This is a genomic window from Ruegeria sp. CDSA141, assembly GCF_059612005.1.
On record NZ_JBXWPT010000006.1, the window covers coordinates 230,377 to 242,063 of the forward strand.

At 56.0% G+C, this 11,687-nt stretch carries 10 protein-coding genes; 7 read left to right on the forward strand and 3 right to left on the reverse strand.

Annotated features, from left to right (window positions below):
- Positions 1–23 precede the first annotated feature (23 nt).
- On the reverse strand, positions 24–2,042 hold the full coding sequence (locus AC2FLP_RS11660) for a CocE/NonD family hydrolase (RefSeq protein ID WP_496683894.1): 2,019 nt from the start codon (positions 2,040–2,042) through the stop codon (positions 24–26).
- An 88-nt stretch (positions 2,043–2,130) separates the two neighbouring features.
- Positions 2,131–4,170: an oxidoreductase gene (locus AC2FLP_RS11665; RefSeq protein ID WP_496683897.1), complete on the reverse strand. Its 2,040-nt coding sequence runs from the start codon at positions 4,168–4,170 to the stop codon at positions 2,131–2,133.
- Positions 4,171–4,693: 523 nt separating this feature from the next.
- On the opposite strand from AC2FLP_RS11665, the gene AC2FLP_RS11670 reads away from it, so the two are divergent.
- Entirely contained in the window at positions 4,694–5,038 is a 345-nt protein-coding gene (locus AC2FLP_RS11670) for a RidA family protein (RefSeq protein WP_299901819.1), read from the forward strand.
- Positions 5,039–5,116: 78 nt separating this feature from the next.
- On the opposite strand, the gene AC2FLP_RS11675 is transcribed toward AC2FLP_RS11670, so the two are convergent.
- Positions 5,117–6,043, reverse strand: coding sequence for a LysR family transcriptional regulator (locus tag AC2FLP_RS11675; RefSeq protein WP_496683900.1), 927 nt, complete (start codon positions 6,041–6,043; stop codon positions 5,117–5,119).
- Between the two features lie 157 nt (positions 6,044–6,200).
- On the opposite strand from AC2FLP_RS11675, the gene AC2FLP_RS11680 reads away from it, so the two are divergent.
- The 6 genes from AC2FLP_RS11680 (at position 6,201) to AC2FLP_RS11705 (ending at position 11,575) form a co-directional block, all read left to right on the forward strand.
- Positions 6,201–7,217 (forward strand): TRAP transporter substrate-binding protein, encoded by a 1,017-nt coding sequence (locus tag AC2FLP_RS11680; protein ID WP_117873631.1) that lies wholly within the window; start codon positions 6,201–6,203, stop codon positions 7,215–7,217.
- 67 nt (positions 7,218–7,284) lie between these two features.
- Entirely contained in the window at positions 7,285–7,851 is a 567-nt protein-coding gene (locus tag AC2FLP_RS11685) for a TRAP transporter small permease (protein ID WP_117873629.1), read from the forward strand.
- Positions 7,851–9,191, forward strand: coding sequence for a TRAP transporter large permease (locus AC2FLP_RS11690; protein ID WP_117873627.1), 1,341 nt, complete (start codon positions 7,851–7,853; stop codon positions 9,189–9,191). Before AC2FLP_RS11685 ends, AC2FLP_RS11690 begins: the two co-directional genes overlap by 1 nt.
- A 31-nt stretch (positions 9,192–9,222) precedes the next feature.
- Positions 9,223–9,726, forward strand: coding sequence for a universal stress protein (locus tag AC2FLP_RS11695; protein ID WP_117873625.1), 504 nt, complete (start codon positions 9,223–9,225; stop codon positions 9,724–9,726).
- A 21-nt stretch (positions 9,727–9,747) separates the two neighbouring features.
- Positions 9,748–10,134: a nuclear transport factor 2 family protein gene (locus tag AC2FLP_RS11700; protein ID WP_117873623.1), complete on the forward strand. Its 387-nt coding sequence runs from the start codon at positions 9,748–9,750 to the stop codon at positions 10,132–10,134.
- A 37-nt stretch (positions 10,135–10,171) separates the two neighbouring features.
- Complete coding sequence (locus AC2FLP_RS11705; protein WP_299901810.1) at positions 10,172–11,575, forward strand: NAD(P)/FAD-dependent oxidoreductase; 1,404 nt, start codon at positions 10,172–10,174, stop codon at positions 11,573–11,575.
- The last annotated feature ends 112 nt before the right edge of the window (positions 11,576–11,687 follow it).

Sequence of the window (11,687 nt, forward strand, 5' to 3'; positions counted from 1 at the left end):
CAATTGTTCTACAGTGTTTTCAACTACATTCCGTTGCGCGGAATGACATGCGAATTCTCTTCTTCAAAGATCAGCTCCTCCCCCGACCATGCCTTCAAGCGCGAGATCAAATGAAACTCGGTGGCCGTTGCTCGTTGTTCGGAATAGGTCCAGATCCTGGCTGACCAGCCTTCACGGTCGAAACCGGCGGTCTGCTCCATCGTGGCAACAGCCGAAAGCGGGTCGCCCGGACGGATTGTATATCTCCGATCTGACACGTCGCTGAGCACCGTCCCAATATCGTCGAGACGGAAATCACCCACCGGCCCGAAGACGCCTCCGTCAAGGAAAAACCTGTGAGTTACCTCGCCATTCGTCAGGTCCGTGTGGACCGAGCGCTCCATCGAGCCCGATCTCACTTTGGTCTTTCTGGGCCGGGCACCGGACGCTATCGGTTCGGGCAGCGGGCGTGGTTCTGTTGTTTCAATGCCCTGGTTGCGGATGGGAAGAGACAGGTACGAGCGACCCGGCCTTATCGAAAGCGTTACAGGTTCGGGGGCGGGCCAAAGAACAGGCCAATAAGCCGAAGCAATCTGCAAAACGATGCGATGACCTGACAGAACCCGATATCCTGTTCCATACATCGGGACGGTTACTGCCATCTCCTCTCCGGGTGTGATCGGTGTGGGTTCTGTATCGCTGAGCCGGTGGTTGAGGTTGCAGAATCCCCGTGCAATCAGCGTCTGCGCACCGTTCGGGGCTTCGTCCACCAGCAATGCAACGACAAAGCCCTGAGCCTGATCTGCTGAAACCTTCAGATCGACGGACGGTTGCCCCAAAATATCAAGTGCGTCTTCAAGTGGTGCCGCTTTGAACTGCAATGCGCCTGCGGCATCGATCCGGCAGTCTGCCGCCATGTCGCCGGGTATGGCGAAAGAGCAGATATCACCTGCGGCTGCCCCAAAGCTTTGCGGCGAGCAAATCGCAAGCTCTGCTCCGGAAACGGGGTCTGCCTCAAGCGTCAGCTCATTCAGCCACAGGGACGTATTGGTGATATTCGGTGACGGCCAGCTCGGCTCTTCGATCCAGCGCCCGGTGCGTTCCAGATGCGTTCCGGTCGGCGCTGTGCTGTCTTGAAGGAAAAACCGCAAGGGCGGTTCGTCCATCAACCCTGTGTCTTTTCCCTTCAGCCAGTGATCCCAGAACCGGATGACCTCTCCGACGAAATCAGCCTTGGGGCCGGGCACCCCTTCATGCGGGTAAAGATGCGCCCATGGCCCCATCAGGATCTTGACCGGTCCGCTGAGGTGTTCGGCGATGCGGAATGGCGTATCCCGGTACAGATCCATCCAACCGCCGAAAAAGTAGACCGGCACATCCACGTCGGCATAATTCTCGCAGATCGAACCGCGCCGCCACATCTCGTCATGGGTCTGGTGCTCCAGCCACATGGCCGGCCAGAACTCAGCGCCTTCCAACCGCTCGCGCCACATGTCAAGCCAGCGGTCCGCGCCGACAATCTCTGGGTCTGGTGGCATGGCGTTGTACAGCTGCATGATCGAGCCCCACCAGAAATTGTCGTTGGCCAGACATCCGCCGTAAAAGTGAATGTCCTCGCGCCACCGGTCGTCTGTGCCCATAACCGGGGCTATCGCCTTCAACGCCGGAGGACGTGTCGCCGCCACCTGAAACGCGTTATATGCCCCCCAGCTTTTGCCGAACATTCCGACATTTCCATCGCACCAGTCCTGATCGGCAATCCACTGGATGACGTCGTGACCGTCCTGAATTTCCTGATGCGAATACTCGTCTTCGGAGACGCCGTCACTGTCACCGTAACCCCGGATATCAACGCGGATTGATGCATAGCCGGCGTCCGCAAAATGCGGGTGCATGCTTTCATCCCGCATCCGTGTTCTGTCCCGACGACGATAGGGGATGTATTCCAGGATGCAGGGCACAGGGACGATTTTCGTGTTTTCCGGCAGCCACAGGCGCGCCGCGAGTTTCGTGCCGTCAGGTAGCGGTATCCAAACAGTCTCGATGACCTCAATATTGCTCATGTCCGGTCCTTTTCGTTCGGGCGCAAAAGTGGTTTCAAGTCGTACAGGTAATCGGTGGTACGTGTTCAAAGCGCATTCTCTGATGGCGTCACCACCGAAGGCCAAGCCGCAGCGCATCATAGACTGCTGCGTGTATGTTGCGCGAGGAAACGGCGTCTCCGATCCGATACAGATCAAAGTCAGCCTTCGGGTTCACCAGCGGAAACACGTCACCCGAATTCGCGACAAGAGCGTCGTGATCCACAGCGCCAAGATTTCGCGAAAGCGGCTTGAGTTCGAAATAGAGATCGTCCAGAGGCAAGGTGCCCTGATTGACGATCACCTGATCATACATGCGCTTTTCAACAAGATCCGAGTAATCCGTTCCAATGGCGGCTTCCAGTTGATTGCCTGAGCGTACCAACGATTTCAGCGTCCGGGTTACGGTGAACAGCGCTCCCGTTTTTTGCAGCGCACGCATATATGGCACCAGATTCATGCCCATGATTTCAGGCGCAAAGCTGCGGTCGCGGGTCATGATCTCAACCCGCGAACCGGACTCGGCGATGATTTCGGCCGCCATAAGGGCCGGGTGGTCGCCCGCATCATCGTAGATCAGCACGTTTTCGCCCGGGTGCACGTCTCCGGACAGGATGTCCCACGCCGAAACCGCCAGATCGTTGCCGGTTTCCAATATCGTCGTCTCAGGCAACCCTCCGGTCGCGATAACCACAATATCGGGCGAAAGTACTTTTAGGTCACCCGCGTCTGCAAACGTGTTGAATTGGAACCTGACATCGCGTGCAGCGCATTGCGCCATGCGCCAGTCGATGATTCCGATCATCTCGGCCCGGCGTCGGGACTGCGCGGCCAGACGAACCTGACCGCCGGGTTCAGAAGCCGCTTCCAGAACGGTAACGTCATGACCGCGTTCTGCCGCAACCCGTGCCGCTTCGAGCCCTCCGGGCCCTGCGCCGACGATGACCGCCCGGCGGCGGGACTTGGCCGCGGTGATCACGTGCGGCATCGACAATTCGCGCCCGGTAGCAGGGTTATGAATGCAAAGGGCTTCACCGGCCTGATAAATCCGGTCCAGGCAGTAGGTTGCGCCGACGCAGGGGCGGATGTCATCTTCCCGACCGGCCTGAATTTTGGACACGATCATCGGGTCGGCCATGTGTGCGCGGGTCATGCCGACCATATCCAGCAACCCGGACGCCACTGAATGTCGTGCGGTTGCCACATCGGGAATGCGTGACGCATGGAAGGTAGGCATCCCGATTTCGGCTCGTACGCGCCCGGCAAAATCCAGATGTGGTGCGCTTTTCATGCCCTGCACCGGGATCACATCCGTCATGGCAGGGTCTGTATGAATACGGCCGCGAATGACGTTCAGGAAATCGACCTGACCGCTGTCGCGCAGCCTTCGGGCGATTTCCAGTCCGTCTTCTTCGGTGATGCCGCCTTTTTCAACCTCATCTGCTGTGTAGCGGACGCCAAGGATGAAATCCGTCCCGACACGGTCGCGGATCGCATCCAGAACCATGAAGCCGAACCGCAACCGATTGTCGAGACTGCCGCCATAGGGTGCGTCCATCGTATTGGTGAGCGGTGACCAGAACTGATCGATCAGGTGGCCATAGGCTTGCAATTCGATTCCGTCGAGACCTGCGGCCTTCATACGTTCGGCTGCATCGGCATAATCGCTCACGATCCGCTCAATATCATGGTCTTCCATCTTCTTCGCAAAAGCCCGGTGGGCCGGTTCACGATAATGCGACGAAGAGACGGAGGGCAGCCAATCGCCCTTGTTCCAACCCGTGCGTCGCCCCAGATGGGTCAATTGGATCATCACTGCGCAACCATGAGCATGGCAGGCATCCGTCAATTCAGCCATCCAGCGTACGACCTCGTCCTTGTAGGCAAGGATGTTGTTGAATACCGGCGGGCTGTCGCGGCTGACGGTGGCAGACCCAGCTGTCATGGTCATTGCAACACCAGCTTTCGCTCGTATCTCATGATAGGCGCGATAACGCTCCTTGGGCATGCCGTCTTCGGGGTAGGCAGGTTCATGACTGGTCGTCATGATCCTGTTCTTCAGCGTCAGATGTTTCAGCTGATACGGTTGCAGCAACACATCGCGGATCATGACCACCCGTCCTTTTTCAAAACCAATGACATCAGTTGACCAACCTCGCTGTCCCGTAGCGGCAATGCAAAAAGTACTGTGGTGGCAGTGTCGGGTGGCATATGGCGCTCCGAGTTTAAGGCGAGCGGTGGAACTCTGTGCCGATTGAAAACAGACTGGGAATTCTCCGTCAAACTCCTTGTCACCCAACACCGGGATGTTTCATCCAGATCGTTGGCGGATGACTGCAAGACAGGACAGAAAGAACCCCGGTGAAAACGACCTGTCTGCAGGTCGCTGACCGACTGGCTCACCACGCACTACACCACTTGGGGAAGAAGAGCGACAAAGAGGTTAGGTCACTTGTTTAACCTCCAAACCGCACGAAATATTTGATCACCCAACATAAGTGCGCTGTCGGGTTGAATGATCCCGCACGGCAGGTTGGCGATTATTCGATGATTGATTGTCCGGGGTGGCAGTTGGCATCGTTTCACTCTATCGCCCAGCTGGAAGATACCTTTCGTGACAGGAGACAGCAGTCGTGACCATCACTCGCATCGAAACCGGCCAGCGCATGAGCCGCATCGTCAAACATAACGGAACCGCCTATCTGTGCGGACAGGTTTCGGATGTCGCAACGGTTGCGGATCAAACCCGTGACATCCTTGCCAAGGTCGAGGACCTTCTGGCCAAGGCCGGCAGTGACAAGACGCGCATCCTGCAATGTGTGATCTGGTTGTCGGACATGGCCGATTTTGCCGAAATGAACGCGGTCTGGGATGCCTGGGTGCCAGAGGGCCACGCCCCGGCCCGTGCCTGTGGCGAGGCGAAACTGGCCCGTGATGTTCTGAAGGTCGAAATGATCGTTACCGCAGCCTGCGATTGATCCGCCCGGCCTCGCGTCGTGTGCTGCTTCCAGGCGGGCGGGTTTGGGTTTGGAAAACAAGACGCCCTGAGCACGTTCTTACTGCACCTGAGAATGCACCTTTTCCAATGTTTCCAGAAACAACTTGGCCACACGTGTTGGCGCAGGTTGTTTCCTGGCTACGGCCGCGAAACGGGTTCTGTATTTGATTTCCCGCGGTAAAACCTGCTTCATAATCCCCTGTTCGACAAATTCCTGCGCCAGATGGTCCGGAAGAAACCCAAGGTAGCGGCCTGAAAGTATCAGGATAACCAGTGCCTGCTCGTTTTGCACCTTGGCGGCACGTCGAAACCCCAGTTGTTGACCAACGATGAGGTTCGGAGAGTTTACGTTCAAGCCGGCGTAGTTGAACTTGCGAAGATCACTCAAATGCAACTCCGGATCTGGGCGATCAAACAGGGGGTGTTCCTGCCCACAGTACAAGAACATGTTTTCCCCGTAGAGCGGTGTGTAGTCCAGGCTTGCCGATGGTCTGTGCAACGCGATGATGCCGACATCCAGATGCCCGCTGATGACCATTGTTTCGATCACGTTGGGAGGTTCCAGCGACAGTTCAATGTGAACCGCCGGTGCGGCCTCATTGAACTTGTGAATGGTGCGGGCAAGTTGGGCCTCAGGGTTGGTCGTACATTGATCGAACAGAGCCACGCGGATACTGCCGGCCAATTGCTGTTTGACTTCGTTGACTTCGGTTCTGAACTGCGCCACGGAAATGAGCAGGTCTTCTGCCGCGGCCAGCACCTTCTCGCCGTCTTCCGTCAGTGAAAATCCTGACGGTCCCCGGTTGCACAGCTTCAGGCCAAGCCTCAGTTCCAGGTCAGACAAGTGTTTCGAGATCGTCGATTTTCCGATGTTCAGCTCGATCTCGGCGGCAGTAATTCCACCACTTTCCGCGACGGTTTTAAAAACGCGCAGAAGACGGATGTCGGTGTCCCCGATCCGGGTATCAAGTTTGTTCTGTTTCATATCGTATGTTTGATATTTGTGAAACCTTTCGCGCAAATATTAACAACGACGAAACCATGTTGGCAAGTTAGCTTCGTGTCGCCGAGGTAGAATCGGACTGGCCTATCTCTCCCCGGGTCAGCGCGCACCTCGAAACACGACAAATGGGAGGAAATCCATGTCATTTATCAAGAAGCTAGGCACCATCAGTGCAGCCGTATCCGTTGCCGCACTGATGGTCGCAGGCGCGGCTGACGCGAAGAACTTCAAAATCGCAGTTGGCGACAGCGGGGGTTCCAGCCAAGAAGCAACGGGACTGGGCTTCAAAGCTGCCCTTGAAGAGCTATCGGGTGGCAATCATACGGCAACTCTTTTCCTGAACGGTCAGCTCGGATCCGAGCAGGATACCGTCAATGACGCGGCCATTGGCACGCTCGATATGTCGCTGCTGGCGATCAACAACATTACCCCGTTCTCGCCGACTGTTGGCGTGTTCACCCTGCCTTACGTGATCCTCAGCCTTGAGGACGCCGAAAAGCTGACCCAGGGCCCAATCGGTCAGGAACTGACTGAGAACACAATCAACGACGCCGGTGTTCGCATCATCGCTTGGACTTACACAGGTTTCCGCGTTCTCACCAACTCAAAAAAGCCGGTCAAGTCGGTTGCCGATCTGGAAGGCCTCGTGATCCGCGTTCCCAAGAACGAGATCATGATCGACACGTATAAGTCTTGGGGTATCAGCCCGACGCCGATGGCATGGTCGGAAACTTTCGCCGGACTGCAGACCAAAGTTGTTGACGGTCAGGACAACCCTTACACCACCATCAACGCGATGAAGTTCTACGAAGTTCAGAAGTATGTGACAAACATCCGATACATCTTCTCGATCGAACCGCTCATCATTTCCGAGCAGGTATTCCAGGAACTGTCCGCCGAAGATCAGGCGATCATTCTTGAAGCCGGTAAAGCCGCGACACAGGCGTCTGCCGACTTCTTGCGCGAGAAGGAAGCTGAGATCAAAGAGATCCTGATCGAAAAAGGCATGGAAATCGTCGACCCTGAGAACGACGAGGCCGAATTCATCGAACTGGCAACCACCGCCGTGTGGCCGAAGTTTTATGAAAGCATCGGTGGCGTCGAAAAGCTCAACGCTGTGCTGGCTGAAATCGGCCGCGAGCCGGTTTCGCAATAAGCAAGGACCAAAAGGTCAATGAAATGGGGGGTGCCTGACGGTGCCCCCTACAAAAAGGGAGGGTCAGATGTCGAAATTTTGGGGATTTGTAGACAACATCGAAAGCTATATCTGTCGCACGTTGTTGGCGATATTCGTTTGTCTGTTGTTTCTTCAGGTTATCGTGAGAACGCTATTTGCGTTCTCGTTTTCCTGGGTTGAAGAACTGTCGATCTACATGTTCGTCTGGTTTGTCTTCTTTGGCGCCAGCTACGCGGCAAAGATGGGCGCCCATAATCGGGTGACGTTTCAGTTCAAGTTCCTGTCGCCCCGCGCGATCAAATACATCGAGGCATTCGCGGATCTCTTCTGGATCTTCTTCAATGTCGTTTTCGTCTATCTGGCGATTGATTTCATCTTCAACAAGATGAATCGATTTCAGTCGTCGCAGACCCTCGGGTTCCACCTGAGCTGGGTCTATATCGTCTTGCCTATCGCATTCACCCTTATGACCATCCGCGTGATCCAGGTGAATTACCGAAAACTCGTGCTGGATGAAGAGATAGTCGATCCGGATTCGATTGATCTAGATGCTGTCAAAGCCGAGGCCGAAAGCCATAGCCACACCACTTCCAGCTCTGAGGGAGAAAAGTAATGGGCGCTGAAATTATCCCACTGCTGTTCGGCGGATTTCTCTTTCTGCTGTTCATCGGTGCTCCGATCACCGTGGCGCTTGGCGTCTCAACCTTGATCACCTTTCTTTACTTGGGTGAAAACCCGATCAAATTCGTACAGATCGCCTTTACCTCGGTTGGGTCCTTCCCGCTGATGGCGTTACCCGCTTTCATTCTGGCTGGTGCTTTGATGGAGGCCTCGGGGCTGTCGCGACGGCTTATCAATGTCGCCGAAAGCTTCGCGGGTCCGTTCACAGGCGGCATGTCGGCTGCAACCGTCATGGCTTGCCTGTTCTTCGGTGCTATCTCTGGTTCTGGCCCGGCAACGACTGCCGCCGTTGGCATGCTGATGATCCCGGCCATGATCGATCGCGGTTATTCGAAAGGTTTTGCATCGGCCATAACTGCCTCGTCAGGTGGTCTGGGCATCGTTATCCCACCGTCGATCCCGCTGATCATTTTTGGCATCGCTGCATTGGGCATGCCGCCCCCACCTGAAGCTGTAGAAGAATTCGGCCAGTTCCAGACCGTTTCGATTCCGAAGCTCTTTATCGCTGGATTTATGCCCGCCTTCCTGATCGCAGGCAGCCTGCTGCTGATGAACTACATTCTAGCGAAAAAGAACAACTACACCGGCAGTACGGATGGCTGGTCTGCACGCCTTATGTGGTGCGAGATGTATCGCGGCTTCTGGGCGCTGATGGCACCGGTGGTGATCCTTGGTGGCATCTATTCAGGCTACTTCACGCCGACAGAAGCGGCCATTGTTGCGATCTTCTACACGCTGATCGTGGGCGCGTTCATCTATCGCGAGCTGTCGTGGAGCAGTCTGTTCGGTGCTTTGGAAACCACCACTTGGCTGACCGGTCGGGTTCTTCTGATCATGTTCACGGCAACAGTATTCGGGCGTCTATTGGTTGAAAACCAGGTGCCGGCTGTGATCGCGCAAGGTATGTTGTCTTTTACTGACAACATCTATGTGATCTGGACACTTGTGATCCTGTTCCTGCTGTTCGTCGGCATGTTCATGGAGACACTTGCAACCATCCTGATCCTGGTTCCGGTGATGCTGCCCGTAGCTTATAGCGTGGGCATAGATCCGATCCACTTTGGTGTGGTTATGGTCTGTACGCTGGGCATCGGGTTCCAGACACCACCGCTGGGTGAAAACCTGTTCATCGCGTCGGGGATATCGAAGATCTCGATTGAAGAGATTTCGTTACGCGCCCTGCCGTTCGCCTTCATCAACACGATTGCGATCTTCATCATTGCGTTCTTCCCCGAGATATCGCTCTGGCTGCCGCGCGTGTTCGGTTACTAGGCGCGAATGAACGGAAAAGGGAACTGAAACCATGAAACAAACAATTACGCAGATCCTTTTCGCGACAGATCTGTCGCGAAATTCCACCTATGCCCTAAAGCACGCGGCCAGCCTGGCCGCGTCAACAGGGGCAAAATTACATGTTCTGCACGTCTCCGAGCCCCTCAGCGACGACGCGCTGATAACTCTTCGCATGTTCATGCAAGATACAGGCTCGCGCAATGAAGCTCTGAAAGCGCGTCATGACCACGTCAAGGCGGTGCTGACCGAGCGGCAAAAGGCATTCTGGGCTGCATTACCCGAAGCTGATCGCGGTATCCAGGATCAGATCGAAACGATCGAAATCATCGACGGACACCCCGCCGAAGTGATTCTGCGACGCGCACATCAGCTCAATTGCGACCTGATCGTTTTGGGCGCCCACGATCACGGATTCTCGCATACGTTCCTTGGCACAGTCGCCAAGCGTGTGCTTCGCCGTGCAGATATCCCCACGCTCGTCGTTCCATACCGGGACGACGAAACATCCAATTGAAAAACCACGAAAGACAAGACCATGAGCAATACCCTCACTGCGCAGGACCTGGCAGACACGTTCGACGCGTTCAACCGTCACGACATCGAAGGTGTGATGACCCATTTCGCCAATGACTGCGTGTTCTACACCGTGGCTGGTGACGAGAAATACGGCAACAAAGTCGAAGGTTCTGAAGCTATCGCCGCTGCCTTCTCAGGCGTATGGGCAGGCATGAAGGACGCACACTGGGATCACCACAGTCATTTTGTCCACGGCGATCGCGCCGTGTCCGAGTGGACCTTTTCGGGAACCGATGCCGACGGTATGCGGGTCGAAGCTGAAGGCGCAGACCTGTTTACCGTGCGTGACGGGAAGATCGTCGTAAAACAGGCGCTTCGCAAGACACGCCCAATGTTCAAAGCCTGATCCGCCGCCTTGCGCGCAGCCTCGGAGAAAAACAAGAATGGTGGACCACAGCATCCCGCGTCACTGGCCCAAAGCCAGCTATGATCCAAAGTATGACCCCATCATGGATGCGGGTCCGGGTCACAATCGCGACCATGCGCCAACATATTGGATAGGAACAGCCGGAACACCTCCGGCTGATGACGGACCGATCTCCAGTGATCTGGATGCGGATGTCGTGGTGATCGGGTCGGGATATACCGGCCTGTCCACTGCCATTCACCTTGCCAAGGAACACGGTATCCAAGCGGTTGTTCTTGAAGCAAATACCGTGGCTTGGGGATGCTCGACCCGCAATGGCGGGCAGGCCCAGATCTCATCCGGGCGGCTGAAACGGTCGCAATGGATTCAGCGCTGGGGCACAGATGTGGCCAAAGGCATGCATGCCGAAGTCACTGAAGCTTTCGAGTTGTTCAACGATCTGATCTCGTCGGATGAAATCGATTGTGATCCGCAGCCGGGCGGCCATTACTACATCGCGCATCGTGAAAAAGTCATGTCGTCGCTCAAGAAAGAGAGCAAGTTGCTGAACGATGTGTTCGGCTATGGTTCGCGTATCCTGTCCCGAGATGAGCTGCATGAAAAACATGTGCGGGACATGGAGGCCGCAGGCGCGATGTGGGAACCAGACGGAACCTGCATCCACGCCGGCAAGCTGGCCTTCGGTTATGTCAACATGGCGCGCAGGCTGGGCGTGAAAATCCACACTGGCAGCCCAGTCATGGGATGGCAAACCAAAGGCGGAGTACATCACTTGCGTACACCGGGTGGCATTGTGCGCGCGAAATCCGTTGCCTTGGCAACGGCGGGCTATACTCCGCCGGGTCTCAACAACCGAACCAGGCACCGCCTGATGCCAATCCTGTCAAACTCGATGGTGACACGACCTCTGACACAGGCCGAGCTGGATGAATGCGGTATCCAGACCAAATCCCCCCTGACGGACACCCGAACGCTGCGCCACTATTACCGCCTTTTGCCGGACAATCGGATGCAGATCGGCAGCCGCAGCGCGGTGACAGGGCGTGATGCCGAGAACGGCAAACATCTGGACATGCTGAAGAAGGGACTTGCCCGCAAGTTCCCGGCGCTGGCGGATGTCAACCTCGACTACTCCTGGTGGGGCTGGGTTGATGTCAGCCACGATATGATGCCGCGCATTTTCCGGCCGGATCCTGAGCAGAGCGTGTTCTACGCCATGGGTTACGGTGGCAATGGCGTGATGTACTCGGCCCAGGCCGGACGACGCATGGCGCAGCTAGTTGCAGGCAAGAAGGACAAGGCATTTGAGCTGCCGATCTTCACGTCCCCGTTGCCGAGCCACGGCATCCTGACGCCGTTTCGCCGTCTGGGACAGCGCATGGCGTATGTCGGCTACTACCTCAAAGACGAAATACTGTAACTCACAGGGGCTTCAGCGTCCTGAAAAGATAAGGAAACACCCACATGAAGATGACGACGGAAGAGGCGTTTGTTAAGGTTCTGCAGATGCACGGGATTGAGCATGCGTTTGG

What these genes read in the sequence shown, in the direction of transcription:
- AC2FLP_RS11700 (WP_117873623.1), top strand. Translation starts at nt 9,748, where the DNA reads ATGAGCAATACCCTCACTGCGCAGGACCTGGCAGACACGTTCGACGCG.
- AC2FLP_RS11680 (WP_117873631.1), top strand. Translation starts at nt 6,201, where the DNA reads ATGTCATTTATCAAGAAGCTAGGCACCATCAGTGCAGCCGTATCCGTT.
- AC2FLP_RS11690 (WP_117873627.1), top strand. Translation starts at nt 7,851, where the DNA reads ATGGGCGCTGAAATTATCCCACTGCTGTTCGGCGGATTTCTCTTTCTG.
- AC2FLP_RS11675 (WP_496683900.1), bottom strand. Translation starts at nt 6,043, where the DNA reads ATGAAACAGAACAAACTTGATACCCGGATCGGGGACACCGACATCCGT.
- AC2FLP_RS11660 (WP_496683894.1), bottom strand. Translation starts at nt 2,042, where the DNA reads ATGAGCAATATTGAGGTCATCGAGACTGTTTGGATACCGCTACCTGAC.
- AC2FLP_RS11705 (WP_299901810.1), top strand. Translation starts at nt 10,172, where the DNA reads ATGGTGGACCACAGCATCCCGCGTCACTGGCCCAAAGCCAGCTATGAT.
- AC2FLP_RS11665 (WP_496683897.1), bottom strand. Translation starts at nt 4,170, where the DNA reads ATGATCCGCGATGTGTTGCTGCAACCGTATCAGCTGAAACATCTGACG.
- AC2FLP_RS11695 (WP_117873625.1), top strand. Translation starts at nt 9,223, where the DNA reads ATGAAACAAACAATTACGCAGATCCTTTTCGCGACAGATCTGTCGCGA.
- AC2FLP_RS11685 (WP_117873629.1), top strand. Translation starts at nt 7,285, where the DNA reads ATGTCGAAATTTTGGGGATTTGTAGACAACATCGAAAGCTATATCTGT.